This is a genomic window from Acidimicrobiia bacterium, assembly GCA_040881685.1.
Classification (GTDB): domain Bacteria; phylum Actinomycetota; class Acidimicrobiia; order IMCC26256; family PALSA-555; genus SHVJ01.
On record JBBECS010000054.1, the window covers coordinates 164086 to 182192 of the forward strand.

The following is an 18107-nucleotide window of genomic DNA, read 5'->3' on the forward strand; positions in this document are numbered from 1 at the left end:
GTCCGAGCCTAGAGACTTTCCCCCCGAGACTGGGCCGAGAGGGAGCGCGTGAGCCAACCGCAGCAACCCTTTGCCAACCGTGACGAGACGCTCCGTGCGTTCGCCGACCACATCTCGCGGGGCAAGGTGGAGACGTTCGAGGAGCTCGGCATCGATCTCGTCCTGGGCCGACGCGAAGGTCCGTTCTTCTGGGACGCGTATGACGGGCGTCGGTTCTACAACTGCCACTGCAACGGCGGCGTCTTCAACCTCGGTCACCGCAATCCCGCGATCGTCGCGGCGTTGCGCGACGCGCTCGAGGACGTCGATGTCGGCAACCACCATCTCGTCTCGGGGTGGAAGGCCGCGTTGGCGCAGCGACTCAGCGCGACGACTGACGACCGACTCATTGGCACGGTCTTCTCGCCGTCGGGTTCCGAAGCCGTCGAGGTGGCTATCAAGACCGCGGTCGCCGTGAGCGGTCGACGCACCGTTGTGTCTGCGCACGGCTCGTACCACGGGCACACCGGTCTCGCCGCGAGCGCGGCAGATGCGCGCTACCACGAGCCGTATCACCTCGAGCTGCCGGGGTTCGTCCACGTGCCGTGGAACGACGTCGCCGCAATGGACGCGGCGATCGGCAGCGCCACGGCGATCGTGCTGCTCGAGACCGTGCCGGCCACGCTGGGGATGCCACTGCCGGACGACGGGTATCTGGCCGCGGTGCAGCAGCTCTGCCATGACCGCGGTGCGCTCTTCGCGCTGGACGAGGTGCAAACCGGCCTCGGGCGCTCGGGGCGCATGTGGTGCTTCGAGCACGACGAGGTGCAGCCCGACATCGTCGTCACGGGCAAGGGACTCGGCGGCGGCCTGTACCCGATCGCGGCCACGCTCATGAGCCCCGCTGTGCACCGCTTCTACGACGATGAGCCGTTCGTGCACGTGTCGTCGTACGGGGGATCAGATCTTGGATGCGTTGTGGCGCTCGCTGTGCTCGACGTGATCGAGCAACCCGGGTTCCTCGAGCGTGTCGAGCACGTCGGGTTGCGGCTCGAGAAGGAGCTCGCGCCGCTTCCTTGTGATGTGCGCCGCCGCGGTCTGTTCATCGGCTTGAAGTGGCCTGACGAGGCAGCCGGCGTGCTCGCGGCGAAGGCATGCATCGACGCGGGTGTGTTCGCCGTCTTCGCCAACAACGACACGTCGGTGCTCCAGATGCTCCCGCCCTTGATCCTCGACGATGCCCAGGTCGACGAGCTCGCCGAACTCCTTGTAGGCGCGTTGGGATGACGACGCTGGTCGACCTCGCCCCGCTCGAGCGGACGGTGGAGCACGCGCTCGACACGCGTGACCAGAGCGCGCTCCACGTGCTCGGGTACGGCGAGATCACGTCGGTGCTCGCGTGGCCCGATGCGCATGGGCCTTGGGCGTGCAAGCGCATGCCTGGCTTCGATCGCATCGAGCGCTTCGAGGCGTTTCGCTCCTCGTTCGACGCCTACGTCACCGCGCTCCAGCGAGCCGGGATCACGGTGCTCGACAGTCGGATCGACGCCGTGCCGTCGGTCGACGGCCGCCTCACGGCGTACGTCATCCAACCGGTGCTGCCCGCAGACGCGCTCGCACCGGAGGTGCTGCGGCGAGCACCAGAGGCGGACGGACGGGAGCTCATCGGCTCCGTGATCGACCGCGTCGCCGCCGCGTCATCGCCGAGGGTTGGACTCGATGCACAGCTGTCCAACTGGGCTCAGGTCGACGGTGAGCTCGTGTACTTCGACCTCACGACACCCTTGCTGCGGGACGAGCTCGACCGCGACCTGCTCGACACTGAGCTCATCGTCGCCTCGCTACCGGCCGCGCTGCGCCCATTCGTGCGGAAGTTTCTCGTTCGGTCCATCCTCGACCAGTTCTTCGACGCGCGTGCGATCGCGCTCGATCTCGCGGCGAACCTCTTCAAGGAGCGGCTCGGCAGCTGGGTACCGACCGTCGTGACCGTTGCCAACGAGCGGCTCCGTCCCGATCGACCGCTGACGACCGACGAGGCGCGTCGGTACTACCGACGCGATATGCGGGTCTGGAGCCTGTTGCAGACAGCGCGGCGCGCGGACCGGAACTGGCAGCAACGGGTGCGTCGTCGGCACTACCGGTACCTGCTCCCCGGCCGCATCGAGCGGCGACTCTGAGCGCTACTTGCTGGCGCGCGCAGCGGCGCCGGTCATGGCTTTCCATGCGGCGACGTCGCTGGCGTCGGCAAGTCGGCCAACGTGCGTCACGGTGTCGACATCGGTCGCCTCGGCGCGCAGCGCCGCGACCGTGCACTGCTCGCGGGGCCGGATCGAGAACGGATCGAACTGGTAGTGCCGCATCGCGTTCTCGTGCGTGATCTTGTTGACCGTCTCGACCGGTAGATCGGAAACGAGCGCTTCGACGCACTCTGGCGCGTTCGGCCAGGTGCTGTCGGAGTGGGGGTAGTCCGACTCCCAGCACACGTTGTCCACGTTGAAGTGGCCGAGCAGCTCAAGACCGACTGCGTCGTTGATGAAGCAGCACAGGATCCGCTCGCGGAAGAGCTCGCTCGGGCGCAGACCCTGCGCCGGCTCGTGGTGCATCCACGCGTTGTGGCGATCGAAGGTGTGCTCGGCCCGCTGGAGGAAGTACGGGATCCACCCGATGTCGCCTTCGGTGAGTGCGAAGCGCAATGCCGGAAACCGGTTCCAGAAGTCGGCCCAGAGCAGATCGCCGAGCGTGTAGATGGTCATCGCCGACGACAGGCTCATCGGCACGGGCGCAGGCGCGTCGGGTGTCGTCGACGCGCTCTTCGACGACGACCCCACGTGGCAGCAGAGCACCGTCCCCTCGTCGCTGCACGCGGCGAAGAGTGGGTCCCACGCGTCGGTGTGGATGCTCGGCATGCCGAGCCCGGCGGGATTCTCGGAGAACGTGATCGCGTGGCACCCCTTCGCCGCGAGCCGGCGCACCTCCTTGGCACCTTCCTCGGCGTCGAAGAGCGGCACGATGCCGCAGGGGATGAACCGTTCGGGGTGCGCACCGCACCACTCGTCGACATGCCAGTCGTTGTACGCGCGGATCATCACGAGGTTCAGGTCACGGTCGGGCCCGAGGTTCAGCACCTGACCCGAGAAGCCGGTCCAGTTCGGGAAGTTGAGCCCCGCGAGCTGGCCGCCAGCCGACATGTCACGCACACGCTCGTGCACGTCGTAGCAGCCCGGCCGCATGTCTTCGTAGCGGTTCGGGTTCACGTTGAACATCTCGGGCGGCTTGCCCGCGACCGCGTTCAACCCAAGGTTCCTGCCGCGGACGTCGCCGTAGTACCACTGCTGCGAGCCATCGGCCTCGTCCACCACGCGCGGCGCGTGATCTCGGTACTTCGCCGGAACGTGCGCATCGAACATGTCGGCCGGTTCACAGATGTGGTCGTCGACCGAGATGAGGACGAGATCGTCGGCGCGCACCGAATTAGGGTACTGGCGACCGAACCTCGTTCAAAGGTGCGGACAGCTACGGGGGAATCAGTGCCAGCAACCGCGGAGACCACCGGCCGCATCACCGACGAAGGCATCGCCCGGCTGCGCGCGCGGATCGGCGTCCCCGAACCTCATCCGCAGCCGCCTCACTACCTCGCACCCGGGCTCGACTCGTTCCGCCACGTCGCCGAGGCGTACGGCGACGACAACCCGCTCTGGTGGGATCCCGAGTACGCCGCGCAGACGCGCTGGCACGAGCCGATCGCCCCTCCTCCCATGGTCGGCGGCGACACGTTGATCGGTGAGGACGAGGTCGCGGAGGTCCCCGCCGGCCAGGCCGAGCTCATGAAGGGCGACCCGCTCCGTGGCGTGCACGCGTACTACGCGTCCAGCGTGCGCGAATGGTGGGCTCCACTGCGGGCGGGACAGCGCGTGTGGCGACGCAACGCGCTGGTGGGAGCGCTCGACAAGGAGTCTGAGTTCGCCGGGCGGGCCGTGCACGAGTGGACCGCCCAGGTGTTCCGCACCGACAACGGCACGATCCTCTCCGGGCAGTACAAGAACATGATCCGCACCGAGCGCGAGCAGGCGCGGGAGCGCAAGAAGGAAGCGCCACCGGTCATCGAGCCGTACGACGAGCAGTCCCTCGCGCCGATCGAGGAGCAGTACGCGCGCGAGGCTCCGCGCGGCGCCGAGCCACGTTGGTGGGACGACGTGAGCGAAGGCGACGAAGTCGGCCCACTCGTCAAGGGTCCGCTGACGGTCACCGACATGGTGTGCTGGCACGTCGGCATGGGGATGGGCCTCTACGGCGTGAAGCCCCTACGGCTCGCATGGGAGAACCGCCAGCGAATCCCGCGCTTCTACCATCGCGACGACCTGGGCATCCCCGACGTGATGCAGCGCGTGCACTGGGATCCCGAGTTTGCGCGCCGGGCAGGCAACCCGACGACGTTCGACTACGGCCGGATGCGCGAGACCTGGCTCATCCACCTGTGCACGGATTGGATGGGCGACGACGCGTGGCTCTGGCGTCTCGATTGTGAGTTCCGCAAGTTCAACTATGTGGGTGACACGCAATGGCTGCGCGGTCGCGTCACGCGCAAGTACCTGGCGGAAGGTGATCGTCCGGCGGTCGACCTCGACCTCGAGGCCGAGAACCAGCGTGGGGAGCAGACCACGCCCGGCCACGCCACGGTGCTGCTCCCGAGCCGCGAGCATGGTCCGGTGCGACTCCCCGACCCTCCAGGCGGCGCAGCCGACCTCGAAGGCACACTGACCGCGATCGCAGCGAGGTTCGACGAGACGAGCGATCGCGGGCCGGGTATCCCGGACCGCAGCGAGTCCGGGCCCGAGCGGCCCGGCCCGCAGGGCCGAGAGCGGGCAAGACGTGAGTGACACCGTGTACGAGCCGGTCCCGGGGGTTGGCGCCGAGCTCACCGACGGCGTGCTGCGCGTCACGCTGGATCGGCCGAAGCGACGCAACGCCATCGACGACACGATGGCCGCGGCGCTGATCGGATACCTCGAAGCCGCGCAGAACGACGAGTCGGTGCGCTGCATCCGCATCGCGGGCGCAGGCGACGACTTCTGCTCCGGCTTCGACCTCGCCGCCCGCGAAGGCGCCGGCGACGCTCGTCCGCGCGTGGGCGCGATCCAGCGTCGGCTCCCCGGTCAGGCCCATCGACTCATCCCGCTCGTGCTCGATACGCAGGTCCCGGTGGTCTGTGCAGTCCGCGGGTGGGCAGCCGGACTCGGACTGCACCTCGCACTCGCGGTCGACTTCTGTGTGGTGGCGGACGACGCCCGGATCTGGGAGCCGTTCTCCAAGCGCGGCTTCACGCCTGACAGTGGTGGCACCTGGCTCATCCCGCGCCTCGTGGGCGTCGCGCGCGCCAAGGAGATCCTCATGCTCGGCCGCGAGCTCTCCGGGGCGGAGGCCGCCGACTGGGGACTCGTCTACCGCTCGGTCGCGTCAGCCGACGTCGATGCCGTCGCCGACGACGTCGTCACCCAGATGTGTGCGGGACCGACCGTCGCGCTGGGGCTGACCAAGTGGCTGGTGCACCGCGGCACGGCAAGGGTCTTCGACGAGCACCTCGCCGACGAAGGCTTCGCGATGGAGCTGTCGTCGCGCGCCGACGACTTCAAGGAAGGCATCACTGCGATGGTCGAGAAGCGCGATCCCCGCTTCTCGGGGCGATGAGCATCGCCGCACTCTCGATCGACGCGTCCACGAGCACCGACGATGCGATCGCGGCGGTGCACGGTTGGGTGCAGGACCACGTACCCGTCGCCTGGCGCGAAGCAGGTGAGCGGGGCGGCAGCGCAGCCATCCGGGCGGTGCGCACACGCGAGGAGTACGCCGCTTGGTACCCGGTGTTCGGTGGTTCCGGGCTTGTCGTGCCCACCTGGCCCCAGGAGTACGGGGGTCTCGGCGTATCGCTCGACGTCGCTCGCGCGATCGACCGTGAGCTCGCGCCCTACAACCTCGGACGGCTCAACCCTCTCGGCCTCAACCTCTGTGCGCCGGCGTTGTTCGCGCACGGCACCGACGAGCAGCGCGTTCGGTTCCTCCCGCCGATCGTGCGCAACGAGGAGCGGTGGTGCCAGCTTTTCAGCGAGCCGGGCGCGGGCTCCGACCTGGCATCACTGGCCACGCGCGCGACGCAGGACGGCGATGAGTGGCTGGTCACCGGCCAGAAGGTGTGGACCACGTGGGCGCACGAATCCGAGTTCGCGGTGCTGCTCGCCCGCACCGACGCGACCGTCTCCAAGCGAAAGGGCATCACGTACTTCTTGCTCGAGCTCGATCAACCCGGAGTCGACATCCGGCCGCTGCGACACATCACCGGTGAAGCCGACTTCAACGAGGTGTTCCTCGACGACGCACGCGTGCCGGACGCCCAACGCGTCGGCGACGTCGGTGACGGTTGGCGCGTTGCCAACGCCACGCTCTCCTCGGAACGACAGATGGTCGCCGGTGCAGGATCGGGCGGGGTCGACCGGATCGGTGGCCTGGGCGTGGAGCACGCGGTCGACCTCGCGGTGAAGCGCGGACGAACGTCGGAGCCCGTGATCCGTCAGCGCTTGGCCGCGCTCTACTCGGAGGAGCGCATCCGCGGTTGGACGAACCAGCGCGTGCGCGCCGGGCTGGCCGCGGGCCGACGGCCCGGTCCTGGCAGCAGCGTGGGCAAGATCCACAGTGGTGAGGTGAACCAGCGGCTGCAGGTGCTCGCAACCGACCTCCTCGGCGTCGACGCCATGGCATGGGAGAGCGACGCCGCCGACTACGACTCGTCGTTGCCGCACGAGGTGCACGGCATGCTCCGCAGCCGCGCCAACACCATCGAGGGCGGCACCAGCGAGGTCAACCGCAACATCGTCGGCGAGCGAGTGCTCGGCCTCCCCCGCGAGCCCGACCCGTGGAAGGACTCCCCATGGGGTGAGGTGCCGCGGTCGTGACCGACTACACGAGGCTGCGCGTCGAGCGCCAAGGAGCAGTGGGTTGGTTGGTGTTCGATCGGCCCGACGCCGGCAACGCCATGGACGCCATGATGTTCGACGAGCTCGAACGTGCGTGGCGCGAGCTCGACGCCGACCCGGATGTGCGCGTGATCGTGAACACGGGCGAGGGACGGGCGTTCCAGACCGGCGTCGACGTCACCCAGGTGGCCAAGGACCGCGACGCGCTGCGCGAGCACTCGCGCCGCACCCGCGACGCCGAGCTGCGCTTCACCGCGTGGCACTGCCAAGTGTGGAAGCCGGTGATCGCCGCCGTCAACGGCGTGTGTGCCGGTGGGGGCCTGCACTTCGTCGCCGACGCCGACATCGTGATCGCGGCCTCGAACGCCACGTTCGTCGACCCGCACGTCTCGATCGGCCAGGTCGTCGCGTACGAAGGCATCGCGCTGGCCCGCAAGTCGCCGATGGAGCCGATCATGCGCATGGCGCTCGTCGGCCGCCGCGAGCGCATCGACGCCGCGCGTGCGCACCAGCTCGGGATCATTAGCCAAGTCGTCGACCCGCCCGAGGACCTGCGAGCGCAGGCGCAAGAGCTCGCGGAGAAGGTCGCCCGTAACTCCCCCACCGCCATGGCCGCTACGAAGCGGGCCCTGTGGGGGGCACTCGAAGCCGGACTCACCGACGCATGTCGCGCCGGTGCGCAGGAGCTCATCGCGATGTGGGGTCACCCCGATCAGGAAGAGGGCCCGCGCGCGTTCGCCGAGAAGCGCGAGGCAGCATGGACATGACGTACGACCACCTGATCGTCGAGCGCCACGGCCCCGTCGGCTGGCTGATCAACAACCGACCCGACCAGCTCAATGCCATGAACGCCAAGATGCGCGACGAGTTCGCCGACGCTTGGCTCGAGCTCGACCGTGACCCCGAGGTCCGGGTGATCGTGCACACCGGCGAAGGACGGGCGTTCCAGACCGGCGTCGACGTGGCCGAGATCGCGTCCGACGGCGTCGGCATGCAGCGGTACCAAGAATCCGTGGAGAACTGGGACCTTCACTTCACTGCGTGGCACCAGCACGTTTGGAAGCCGGTCATCACCGCGGTGAACGGGATCTGCTGCGGTGGCGGGTTCCACTGGGTGGCCGAGGCCGACATCGTGATCGCGGCGGCGGACGCGCAGTTCTTCGACCCCCACGTGTCCGTGGGACAGGTCGTCGCGATCGAAGCCATCGGCTTGATCCGCAAGATGCCGGTCGAGGCGGTCATGCGCATGGCCTTCGTCGGACGTTACGAGCGCATGGACGTGCACCGGGCGTACGAGCTCGGGATGATCAGCGAGATCGTCGATCCACCCGATCGCCTCCGGGAGCGAGCACAGGAGCTCGCCGAGACCATCGCTCGCAACTCCCCCGCCGCCATGGCCGCCACGAAGAAGGCTCTCTGGGGCGCGCTCGAAGCGGGGCTCACGGATGCGTGTCGCGCCGGCGCCAAGCATTTAGTGTCGATGTGGGGTCATCCCGACCAGGAGGAAGGCCCGCGCGCGTTCGCCGAGAAGCGCGAACCGCACTGGGAGCCCCTCGACTCGACGAACGAGGATTGACCTCCCCGAAGGAGGATGCCCGTGCGTAGCAAGCCGAACGTTGTGCTGATCATGAGCGACCAGGAACGAGCGCGCAGCTGGATCCCCGACGAGCTCCAGGCCCGCCTCCCCGGTCGTGGCCGCCTGATGAACGAGGGCATGGAGCTACGCAACCACTACACCCACTCGTCGCCGTGCTCGCCGTCGCGCGCCACGTTGCTGACCGGCCAGTACGTGCCTGAGCACGGCGTAACCGACAACGTGTTCGTGGACCCTGCGCAACCTGACTTGCACACCGCGACCCGGACGATCGGCCACATGCTGCGCGACGCGGGCTACTACACCGGCTACGTCGGGAAGTGGCACCTCTCGTACGGGAACCCCGACATGGAGCGCTACGGCTTCTCCGACTGGAGCGGCGAAGACTGGGCGTGGACTGGGCTCGCGGGCACGGGCACGTACTACGACGAGATCATCACCACGAACGCCGAAGGCTGGCTGCGCGAGCACGGCACCAGCACCGAGCCGTGGTTGCTCGTGATCGGGCTGGTGAATCCGCACGACATCTGCTGGTACCCGGCCGACCAGCCCGACTACCAAGCTGCGAACCGCGAGCGCACCGAGGCGTACGCATCGATGATCGGCGAGGCGGTGCCGGGCCGGGGCTCGATCCCCACGTTCGAGGGCGAGTACGAGGAGCTCTTCGACCTGCCGGCGAACTTCGACGACGACCTCAACGCCAAGCCGGCCGTGCACAAGCAGTGGCGCTGGGAGGACAACCACACGATGTTCGGGTTCCTCGAGCCCGACGACGAACGCAGGTGGCGGCGCGCGCTCGACTACTACTTCCATCTCCACACGCTGTCCGACGGGCACATCAGCCGAATCCTCGATGCCCTCGACGCGACGGGGAACGCCGACGACACCGCGGTCATCTTCACGAGCGACCACGGCGAGCAAGCAGGCTCGCACGGACTGCGCGGCAAGGGGCCGTTCGCATACGAGGAGATCATGCATGTGCCCTGCTACGTGCGCGCCCCCGGGATCGCCGCGCCGGGTTCGTCCACCGAGTCGCTCACATCGAGCGCGGACATCCCGTCGCTGATCACCTCACTCGCCGGCGTTGACGGTGCCACGACCTCGACGATGTCGGGCACCGACCTCACACCGCTGCTCGTGGGCGAGGCCGAGTCTGTGCGCGACCACGTGCTCTTCGCACAAGAGCAGGCCTGGCACATGTCGTGCGTGGGGCTGCGCTTCGCGCTGAGGGGTTGCTTCGACGGTCGCTACAAGTACGTCCGCTACTACGGCGTCGGCGGCGGCGTCGACAGCATGGGGCGCACGATCCCATGGCAGAAGGGCATGCGCTTCGGGCCTGACGCCGACTTCGTCGACCTGGAGCACGAGCTGTACGACCTCCAGGAAGACCCGGGCGAGCTGGTGAACCTCGCCGTCGACCGAGCGCACCCCTCGGATGCGCGCGAGCGCTTCGACGCGTTGCTCGATCTCGAACGTGGCGCATACACGCACACGCGCCCCGAGGGTGTCGGCGACGGGAGCACGCACTCTGCCGGGATGATGGAGCACTCCGCCTACTTCGAGAAGTAGGGAGACACCGATGAGCGACGACGGGCCATCGAAGTACGCCGAGCGGATGTTCCCGGCGCCGGTCGATCCCGGCGTCGCCCTCCCCGACCGCGCGGTCAGCACGGTCGTGTCGGGTGTCGACACCGCGGAGCTCGGCTCGTGGCGGGGAAGCCAGTGGTACGAGGGTGGCGGGCGCGTCGGCGAGAAGGCGGTCGAGCGCATCGTCATCTACCCGCCGACCGCAGGCGTGCAGACCCAGGGCGACCCGTTCGAGCCCGTCCGCATCGGGTTCCTCATCGACATGGATCTCGGCCAGCTCCTGGCCGACTGCATCGACCCGTACATCCTGGCGATCGAGGACTCGCTCAACGAGGGGATCTTCAACCGGCCGATCGAGCTGTTCACGGTCGACGCGCGCGGCCTGCCGCGCGAGAACTTCCGGAAGCTCATCAACGGGTACCAACGGCTGGTCGACGAAGGGTGCGTCGTCGTCATCGGGCCGTTCATCGCCGACAACTCCGAGACGCTCATGCCGTACGCGAACGCGGCCGGCGTTCCGGTGCTGCTGTGGACGGGAACGACTCGAGCGTTCGGTGAGTTCGTGTTCACCGTGGCCAACGGTGACATCCCGACGGAGTCGGTGATGTGCGCCAACTGGCTCTTCGACCAGGGTTACAAGAAGGTCGGCTTCCTGTGGGAAGAGGGATCGGCGAGCGACATGTACGCCGACTACTTCCGGCGTACGGCGCTCCGGCTCGGGCTCGAGATCACCAAGGAAGTGGTGCTCGACTTCAACCCGAAGAACATGAAGGAGTCGCTCGCCGAGATGCGCGATCTCGGCACCGAAGCGGTCGCCCACGTCGGATACGGGTACTCCACGATCCACTACGCCAAGGCGTTCAAAGAGCTCGGCTGGGATCCGCCGCGCATCATGGACACCGCGTTCATGTTCTATTCGAACTCCAACGAGTGGGCCGCCGGGCTCGAGGGCTGGCACGGCGTCGACCAACTGGGTGAGGACGGAAAGAACCCGAACTACGAGGCGATGTGCGAGCGCTTCCAGGCCCGCTTCGGACGTCTCTCACGGAACGTCGTGGTCGCACTCGCGTACGACACGGCACGGGTCGCGATGCAAGGCATCGCCAACGCGCGCATCCCCACTCCCCTGCACGTGAAGCAGGGGCTGGAGATGATCAAGTGGATGCCGTGCACCAACGGCGGACCGTCGTGCTACATCACGTTCTCTGAGTACGACCACCGCGGCTACAAGGGCGACTTCCTCACCATCCGCGAGCTGCGCGACGGTGAGCTGCACTTCCGCGGCTATTACCGCCCGCAATGGCCGTCGAACACGTTCCACCACAAGGGTGCGTCGTTGAGCCCGGAATAGCCGGGTGAGGGACGCACCATTGGGTGGGCGGTCAGATGAAGGTGGTCTCGAGCGTGAGGCCGTAGTCGGGGAACGCGCCGATGGCGATTGTCTGCATGGGGCCGACGCCGGTGCCGCCGCCGGCAGGATCGTCGACCGCCACAATGCAATCGCGGTGTTGATGGATGCGCCGCGCCATCTCGGGATCGGTGCAGTCGGCGAAGTGCTCGCCGTCGACGACGAGCTCGCCACGCCACATGCCGTGCCGCTTTCCGTCCAGCCCGAAGTACAGGCCGGTGCCGAGGTGGAATCCCGTGTCGGAGACGGGTGTGACCGCGACGGGACGCGCCGTGCCGTCCGCGTGCACGAACGTGAACGTCCCGCCGAGGAAGCGGCGGTTCGTGTCGTCGAAGCGGGCCTCGAGCCGGGCGTCGACGAAGGGCTCCTCGGTGCCGTCGGCGTGCTCGACCCCGCCGCGCAACCGCTTCGGGGGCAGGCCGGGCAGGTTCGTGTCAAGGAAGTAGTGGAACAGCACGTAGTGCGAGCCGTCGGGTCGAGTCATCAGCACGGGCGACCAGCTGGTGAGGCTGCGCGGGTCGGGTGGGTACACGGACGGCTGGACGTCGCGTGGAACCTCGCCCACGTTCGTGCGCACGCCCCACGAGTGGTCACGCGCACTCATCCAGTCACTCCCCACGTCCGTGCGCACGCCGTCGACCTCGATCCACCCTTTCGCGGTTCCGGCCTGGTGGTACCGCACCACGTCGTTCGTCAGCCGGGTGCCGCTCGGTGACCGCAGCAGCTCGCGATCCTCCATGCGGGCCGGCACGAGCCCGCGCAAGACAATGTCGAACGCGATTGGCTGCACATCGTTCGGCTCGAGCACGATGCGCACGGCCTCGAGCGGTTCGACGATCTCGTAGCGCAGCGGCCCGACCGCGGCCCGCTCGGGATCCGCATGGAGCGCGCGGCTGCCGCGCACCGTCCACTGCCCGCGCCCTCTCGAGATCCCGCCGAACGCGTCGAGCACGTTGCGGTTGGTGTACTTGCCGAGGCCGAACACGGCCTGGAGAGAGCCGTCACGCGCGCACGCCTGCGACCAGATCTTCTCGGTCCAACCAAGGTCGGTCGAGCCGACCATCGCGAAGGTGTCGGCGACCTGGTGCAGCAGCGTCTCGTCCGCAGGAACCAGCGGACCGATCGACGGATCCGTCACGGCCCGCACCCTAGAGGCGGGCGCGTAGCCTGCGCCGCCGTGGCCGACGACGCGCTCCGTGCTCGGTTTGCCGAGTGGCTGGCGGCGCGCGTCGGCGCGCCCGTGCAGCTCGGTGCCTTCTCCACGCCGGGCCACGGCGGCTTCTCGAACGAGACCATCCTCACGACTGCCGAGTGGAACGGTAAGGACACGGGGCTCGTGCTGCGGCTCGCGCCCGCGGGCACAGGGCTGTTCCCGGACTACGACCTCGATCGGCAATCCCGCGTGCTCGAGGCGTTGCGCGCACACACCGATGTGCCCGTTCCCGAGGTGCTGTGGCGTGAAGCCGACCCGAACGCGCTCGGTCGACCGTTCTACGTGATGGCGCGCGTCGACGGCCGGATCCCGCCCGATCGACCCGGCTACCAGTTCCTCGGTTGGGTGAAGGACGCGCCAGCCGACGAGCAGGCTCTCGTGCTCGACGCCGGTCTCGATGCGATAGCGCGCATCCACCACGTCGAGCCCGATGCCGCTGGGCTCGGATTCCTGGATCGCGCTGAGCACGGCCGCGGCGCCATCGAGCAAGAGCTCGGCTACTGGCGCGCGTACCTCGACTGGGCAAGTGACGGCGCCCGCTACGACCTGCTGGAGCAGATCTACGACTGGTGCTCGGAGCACCGTCCATCCGAACCGGCGCGACGCGGGCTCGTGTGGGGCGACGCCCGCCTCGGCAACCTCATCTATGCCGAGTCGCCGCTCCCGAGCGGCGGGCTCCCCGTGCTCGCCGTGATGGACTGGGAGATGGCCCTGCTCGGGCCGCCCGAGCTCGACCTCGGCTGGTTCCTCTTCCTCGAGCGGCTCGCGCTGCAGTTCACCGAGGGCCTCCCCGGCTTCCTCGCCCCCGACGGCATGGTCGCGGCGTACGAGCGCAAGCTCGGGCGCCCGGTCGAGCACCTCGACTGGTACGAGACGTGGGGCGGCTTCCGCGCCGCGTGCATCCACATCCCCTTGGTCACGATCGCCCATGCGCAGGGCGAGGCGCCGGATCTCGCGGGCCGTGAGCGCAATCCACTCACCGCGGAGCTGCTCCAGCGCATCCGGTAGACGGCCTCTCAGGATTCCCTCAGGCGCGGCTCGCGACACTCGCGAGCCTGTGCTCCCACTGGAGGTCTGATGGCTGACGACACCGAGCAAGCTGACGCGACCGAGACGACGCCGCCCAAGGAACCTGGTGCCGGCGTGCAGCTGCCCGCGTGGCTGGCCGGCGCGCTCGTCGTCGTGCTTGCCCTCGCGATCGGTGGCGTCGGCTACGCCATCGGCGACGACGGCTCGGGCTCTCCGTCGCTCGACCCGATCGCCAACCTGAACGGCGCGCCCAATGACCCGAGCGAGTGCGTTCCCGGTGGTCCCGGCGGCTTCGGTGGTCCCGGCGGGCAGCGACGGCCGGACGGCCCGCGCGATGAGCGCGGGAACCCGGACGAGCCCGCTGAACCCCACGACGACACCCCCGACGAGGAGGAGAGCAACTTTTCCAACGCGTAGATGGCTCTAACGTCGGGCCGTGCCCGAGCTCGGCTTCGGCGAGGTCCTCACGACGACCCGGGCGGTGCGGCGTCGGCTCGACCTCACCCGAACGGTCGAGCCGGCGCTGTTGCGCGAGTGCCTCGAGATCGCGCTCCAGGCACCCACCGGCGGCAACAACCAGAACTGGCACTTCGTGTTCGTCACCGACGCAGCCAAGCGGGCAGCGGTGGCGGAGGTCTTCAAGGCCGGAGCTGTCGACTACGCGCAGCTCCCCAAACCGACGAGGCGCGCACGCGCCTTCACTGATGATGAGAAGGCTGCGCGCAAGCGGGTGATGGCGTCGTCCGGCTATCTCTTCGAGCACATGCACGAGGTCCCGGTGCTCATGATTCCGTGCATCGAGGGACGCTTCGACCACGACCCACTCGTGGTTCACGCCACCGCGTTCGGCTCGGTCCTCCCGGCCGTGTGGAGCTTCATGCTCGCGGCGCGCTCACGCGGCCTCGGTACGGCGTGGACGACCGTGCACCTCACGCGAGAAGCCCAGATGGCTGGGATCCTCGGGATCCCGTACGAGTCGGTGACGCAGGTCGCGCTCATCCCGGTCGCCCACACCGTTGGGGACGACTTCAAGCCCGCGAAGCGACGCGACCTCGACGCCGTTGTCCATTGGGACCACTGGTAGTAGTCAGGCCGGGGCTTCGACCGTCAACCGAGTTCGCCGCGCGGGCGGTAGGTGGTCACGCAGATCCGTGACGAGGTCGGAGCGCAATGACGAGCATGCCGGGTCGTCCCAGCGGTTCTGGAGCTGGCGCGGGTCGTCGCCGAGGTCGTAGAGCTCCCCCTCGGTTCCGTCGTAGATGCCGCCGGGCTCGTACGTCGTGCACGTCCAGCCATCGCGGTGGATCGACCGCAAGTGCATGTCGATGTCGTCGAACTGGCTGTCCCACTCGGTGATCACACGCTCCCGACCCGAACCGTCGGCGAGCGGAAGCACGTCACCCTGCATCCAGTCGGGGGTGGGCTCACCCGCGATCGCACAGAAGGTGGCTGCGAGGTCGACGTGACCGAGGGGATCCGTGACCTCGGCGGGCGTCACACCGGCCGACGGTGCCGGGCGCCAAATGAGCGGAACCCGCATCAGCGCGTCGCAGTGGTACGGACCCTTGAACAGCAGGCCGTAGTCGCCCTGGAGCTCGCCGTGGTCGGTGGTGAAGATGATGTCGGTGTCGTCGCCCCAGCCACGCTCGTCGATCCGGCGGAGCACGCGGCCGCAGGCTTCGTCGATCAGCTCGTTCTCGACGTGCACGAGCGCGTTGACCTCTCTGACTTGGTCGTGCGTCATCGCGGCGGGCACGAAGCCGGTTGGCCCGCCTTCGCGGTTGTTGAAGCGGCCGTCGAACCAGTCGAGCCAGTGCTTCGGCTTGCGCGCGAGCACGTCCCGGCATGCGTCCACCGAGCCCGGATGCCCGGGCGGGAGGTCGAGGTCGCGCCACGGGACACGCGACACCTCGGATGCCGGCGGATCCCACGGGTGGTGAGGGTCGGGGAAGCTGAGCCACACGAACCAGTCGTCGTCCGCGTCGAGCGTGTCGAGCCAAGCGATCGCCCGATCCGCGACCCAGTCGGTGTGGTAGTGCTCGCGCGGCACCGGATTCGACGCAACCTGCTCGAGGCCGGTGTCGCCGCCGCCTTCGTTGTTGAGATGACCGTCCTTCACCAACGCGTAGAAGCCACGCGCCTCGTCGGGATGCTCGGTGCGAAGCCAGGTGCCGTAGTGCCAGAACGCGAGCGGCCCGTGCATCGCGAGCTCGAGATGCTCGAAGCCTCGATGCGGTCCGTACGAGATGTCGTTGCCCTTGCGCCCGAACCTGTTCTCGGGCCACCGACCGTCGGGATCGAAGCCGGGCTCGAAGTGCGCCTTGCCGATCAACGCGGTGCGGTACCCGGCGTCGGCGAGCACGCGGGCCACGCTCGGCGCATCCTGCGGAAGCGGCACGCCGTTGGCATAGACCCCGTGCGTGCGCACGTACTGACCGGTGAGCATCGTCGAGCGCGCCGGCATGCACACCACGTTCTGGTTGTGCGCGCGCCGGTAGTTGACGCCCGCCGCCGCGAGCGCGTCAACGACGGGTGTACGGGCGATCTCGCCCCCGTTGCATCCCAGCGCGTCGTAGCGCTGCTGGTCGGTGGTGATGAAAAGGATCTTGCGCCCCATCAGCGCCCGCCGAGCTCGGCGATGCGGTCGAGGCGCGGCGTGCACGCAACGACGACCGTGCGCTCCAGTCCCGATTCCCGGTGCTCGTGCGCCTCCAGGTACTCGGGTTGCGACACCATGTCGAGGAACGCGGCGCGCGACGGGTACTGCACCAAGAGCACCTGGTCCCAGTCCTCGAGCGGTTCACCGATCAGGATCTGATCGGCCCGACCGGCCCAGATGACGCTCCCGCCCCTCTTCTCGATCATCGCAACGGCGGTGTCGCCGTAGGCGCGGTACGCCTCCTCACCCGTGCCCTCACCAGTGTCGGCGCGGGCCTTGAACTTGAGCAGGTTGAGCATGACGACCGGTCCCTCGTCGGACGCCGCAGCGAGCAAACGGAACTGCTCGGCGTTGGGTGAGATCCGCGCGGCGCGGTCCTTGCTCGTCATGACGCGACCTTCCAGCGGACGGGCATGCGCTTGAGACCGTGGTTGAAGTTGGAGTGCAGCCGATCGACCGGGCCCGCGAGCTCCGGGAGTGGAAGTCGGTCGAGCAGGTGATCGAACATCACCCGCAGCTCGAGCCGCGCGAGGTTTGCGCCGAGGCAGAAATGCGGCCCGCCGCCGCCGAAGGTGACGTGCTCGTTGGGCGTGCGGCCCACGTCGAACGTCAGAGGGTCGGCGAACACAGCATCGTCGAAGTTCGCCGATGCGTACCAGATCACGACCTTGTCACCGTCTCTCACCGCCTGCCCACCGATCTCGCCATCGCCCATCACCGTGCGCCGGAAGTTCATAATCGGGGTGGAGTAGCGCAGGATCTCGTCGACCGCGGTGGGGAGGAGCGACCGGTCGTCGCGCAGCCGCTCCCACTGCTCGGGGTGGTCGATGAAAGCCAGCGTCCCCTGCGCGATCGCCGTACGGGTGGTCTCGTTCCCCGCGACGTTGAGGAGCAGGAAGAACATGTCGTACTCGAGCTCGCTCAGCCGCTCTCCGTCGACCTCTGCTTCCAGCAGCACGCTCGCGATGTCTCCCGGCTGCTCGCCCGCGTCGAGCGCGGCTCGCTTCTGCTTGCCGAGGCGGTTGGCGAGCTCGTACATCTCGAAGCCGGCTTGGTTGGCGGAGTCGGCGTCGTCGCCGCCGAGCTCGGGATCGTCGAAGCCGATCAGGCGGTTGCTGAGCTCGAACACCTTCGGACGATCGGCCTCGCCGACGCCCATCATCTGGGTGATCACCTGGATCGGGAGCTCGGCCGCGATGTCCTCCACGAAGTCGGCTTCGCCGCGATCCACGACCCGATCGAGCGTGCGCTCCGTGACTTCGACCATGAAGTCTTCGAGCTTGCCGATCATGCGTGGGGTGAAGCCGCGGTTCACGAGTAGGCGAAAGCGTGTGTGCTGCGGCGGATCCATGTGCACGAGCATCCGGTCCGCGTCCGGGTCACCCGGACCCTGTGTGTCGAAGATCATGTTCCCGGCCCGTGCGCTCGACATCGCCTGCGCGTCGCGGTTCACCTCGAGGACATCCGCGTGGCGCGTCACGCTCCAGAACCCTGCGCCCTGCCCCGGGCCGTCAGGATGCTCGGGATGCCACACGACCGGCGCCTCGCGCCGCAAGCGCGCGAACACGTCGTGCGGGATGCCATCAGCAAACGTGCGCGGATCGGTGAGGTCGACACCGAGCGGGAAGTCGGACGCCGAGAGAGGCACCGAGGAAGTCGTCGTCATGCCGAGA

At 68.3% G+C, this 18107-nt stretch carries 17 protein-coding genes; 12 read left to right on the plus strand and 5 right to left on the minus strand.

The genetic code is table 11. The features are described 5' to 3' along the window. Window positions 1-48: 48 nt before the first annotated feature. Complete coding sequence (locus WEE69_15470) at window positions 49-1266, plus strand: aminotransferase class III-fold pyridoxal phosphate-dependent enzyme (protein ID MEX1146702.1); 1218 nt, start codon at window positions 49-51, stop codon at window positions 1264-1266. Beyond that, window positions 1263-2156 carry a DUF6206 family protein gene (locus tag WEE69_15475; GenBank protein ID MEX1146703.1) on the plus strand — a complete coding sequence of 298 codons (894 nt, stop codon included), beginning with the start codon at window positions 1263-1265 and terminating at the stop codon, window positions 2154-2156. The genes WEE69_15470 and WEE69_15475 overlap by 4 nt, the downstream gene beginning before the upstream one ends. A gap of 3 nt (window positions 2157-2159) precedes the next feature. On the opposite strand, the gene WEE69_15480 is transcribed toward WEE69_15475, so the two are convergent. After that, window positions 2160-3446, minus strand: coding sequence for an amidohydrolase family protein (locus WEE69_15480; GenBank protein ID MEX1146704.1), 1287 nt, complete (start codon window positions 3444-3446; stop codon window positions 2160-2162). Between the two features lie 60 nt (window positions 3447-3506). On the opposite strand from WEE69_15480, the gene WEE69_15485 reads away from it, so the two are divergent. The 7 genes from WEE69_15485 to WEE69_15515 are packed head-to-tail and all read left to right on the plus strand — an operon-like array spanning window position 3507 to window position 11476. Further along, complete coding sequence (locus WEE69_15485; protein MEX1146705.1) at window positions 3507-4856, plus strand: MaoC family dehydratase N-terminal domain-containing protein; 1350 nt, start codon at window positions 3507-3509, stop codon at window positions 4854-4856. Next, window positions 4849-5664, plus strand: a complete 816-nt coding sequence (locus WEE69_15490) for an enoyl-CoA hydratase-related protein (protein MEX1146706.1) — start codon at window positions 4849-4851, stop codon at window positions 5662-5664. The genes WEE69_15485 and WEE69_15490 overlap by 8 nt, the downstream gene beginning before the upstream one ends. Beyond that, complete coding sequence (locus WEE69_15495) at window positions 5661-6923, plus strand: acyl-CoA dehydrogenase family protein (GenBank protein MEX1146707.1); 1263 nt, start codon at window positions 5661-5663, stop codon at window positions 6921-6923. Before WEE69_15490 ends, WEE69_15495 begins: the two co-directional genes overlap by 4 nt. Continuing rightward, the gene (locus WEE69_15500; GenBank protein ID MEX1146708.1) at window positions 6920-7711 is read left to right on the plus strand and encodes an enoyl-CoA hydratase/isomerase family protein; all 792 of its coding nucleotides are present in this window, start codon (window positions 6920-6922) and stop codon (window positions 7709-7711) included. The genes WEE69_15495 and WEE69_15500 overlap by 4 nt, the downstream gene beginning before the upstream one ends. After that, the gene (locus WEE69_15505) at window positions 7708-8520 is read left to right on the plus strand and encodes an enoyl-CoA hydratase/isomerase family protein (GenBank protein MEX1146709.1); all 813 of its coding nucleotides are present in this window, start codon (window positions 7708-7710) and stop codon (window positions 8518-8520) included. Before WEE69_15500 ends, WEE69_15505 begins: the two co-directional genes overlap by 4 nt. Before the next feature lie 21 nt (window positions 8521-8541). Then, on the plus strand, window positions 8542-10107 hold the full coding sequence (locus WEE69_15510; protein ID MEX1146710.1) for a sulfatase-like hydrolase/transferase: 1566 nt from the start codon (window positions 8542-8544) through the stop codon (window positions 10105-10107). Between the two features lie 10 nt (window positions 10108-10117). After that, complete coding sequence (locus WEE69_15515) at window positions 10118-11476, plus strand: ABC transporter substrate-binding protein (GenBank protein ID MEX1146711.1); 1359 nt, start codon at window positions 10118-10120, stop codon at window positions 11474-11476. A 31-nt stretch (window positions 11477-11507) separates the two neighbouring features. On the opposite strand, the gene WEE69_15520 is transcribed toward WEE69_15515, so the two are convergent. Next, window positions 11508-12671 (minus strand): hypothetical protein, encoded by a 1164-nt coding sequence (locus WEE69_15520; protein ID MEX1146712.1) that lies wholly within the window; start codon window positions 12669-12671, stop codon window positions 11508-11510. Between the two features lie 39 nt (window positions 12672-12710). Here WEE69_15520 and WEE69_15525 point away from each other — a divergent pair, with 39 nt between their 5' ends. The 3 genes from WEE69_15525 to WEE69_15535 all read left to right on the plus strand — a co-directional run bounded on the left by WEE69_15525 (window position 12711) and on the right by WEE69_15535 (window position 14859). Beyond that, the gene (locus WEE69_15525; GenBank protein MEX1146713.1) at window positions 12711-13754 is read left to right on the plus strand and encodes a phosphotransferase family protein; all 1044 of its coding nucleotides are present in this window, start codon (window positions 12711-12713) and stop codon (window positions 13752-13754) included. A gap of 69 nt (window positions 13755-13823) precedes the next feature. Beyond that, a complete protein-coding gene (locus tag WEE69_15530) occupies window positions 13824-14192 on the plus strand; it encodes a hypothetical protein (GenBank protein ID MEX1146714.1) in 369 nt (122 codons plus the stop codon). 19 nt (window positions 14193-14211) lie between these two features. Then, a complete protein-coding gene (locus tag WEE69_15535) occupies window positions 14212-14859 on the plus strand; it encodes a nitroreductase family protein (protein ID MEX1146715.1) in 648 nt (215 codons plus the stop codon). Between the two features lie 3 nt (window positions 14860-14862). Here WEE69_15535 and WEE69_15540 read toward each other — a convergent pair whose 3' ends face one another. From WEE69_15540 to WEE69_15550, 3 genes are read right to left on the minus strand one after another with little or no spacing between them, the layout of a single operon-like run. Further along, window positions 14863-16392, minus strand: coding sequence for a sulfatase-like hydrolase/transferase (locus tag WEE69_15540; protein ID MEX1146716.1), 1530 nt, complete (start codon window positions 16390-16392; stop codon window positions 14863-14865). Then, window positions 16392-16823, minus strand: coding sequence for a DUF1330 domain-containing protein (locus WEE69_15545; GenBank protein ID MEX1146717.1), 432 nt, complete (start codon window positions 16821-16823; stop codon window positions 16392-16394). The genes WEE69_15540 and WEE69_15545 overlap by 1 nt, the downstream gene beginning before the upstream one ends. Then, window positions 16820-18100 carry a cytochrome P450 gene (locus tag WEE69_15550; protein ID MEX1146718.1) on the minus strand — a complete coding sequence of 427 codons (1281 nt, stop codon included), beginning with the start codon at window positions 18098-18100 and terminating at the stop codon, window positions 16820-16822. The genes WEE69_15545 and WEE69_15550 overlap by 4 nt, the downstream gene beginning before the upstream one ends. Between the last annotated feature and the right edge of the window lie 7 nt (window positions 18101-18107).

What these genes read in the sequence shown, in the direction of transcription:
- WEE69_15475 (MEX1146703.1), top strand. Translation starts at nt 1,263, where the DNA reads ATGACGACGCTGGTCGACCTCGCCCCGCTCGAGCGGACGGTGGAGCAC.
- WEE69_15495 (MEX1146707.1), top strand. Translation starts at nt 5,661, where the DNA reads ATGAGCATCGCCGCACTCTCGATCGACGCGTCCACGAGCACCGACGAT.
- WEE69_15505 (MEX1146709.1), top strand. Translation starts at nt 7,708, where the DNA reads ATGACGTACGACCACCTGATCGTCGAGCGCCACGGCCCCGTCGGCTGG.
- WEE69_15515 (MEX1146711.1), top strand. Translation starts at nt 10,118, where the DNA reads ATGAGCGACGACGGGCCATCGAAGTACGCCGAGCGGATGTTCCCGGCG.
- WEE69_15530 (MEX1146714.1), top strand. Translation starts at nt 13,824, where the DNA reads ATGGCTGACGACACCGAGCAAGCTGACGCGACCGAGACGACGCCGCCC.
- WEE69_15540 (MEX1146716.1), bottom strand. Translation starts at nt 16,392, where the DNA reads ATGGGGCGCAAGATCCTTTTCATCACCACCGACCAGCAGCGCTACGAC.
- WEE69_15545 (MEX1146717.1), bottom strand. Translation starts at nt 16,823, where the DNA reads ATGACGAGCAAGGACCGCGCCGCGCGGATCTCACCCAACGCCGAGCAG.
- WEE69_15550 (MEX1146718.1), bottom strand. Translation starts at nt 18,100, where the DNA reads ATGACGACGACTTCCTCGGTGCCTCTCTCGGCGTCCGACTTCCCGCTC.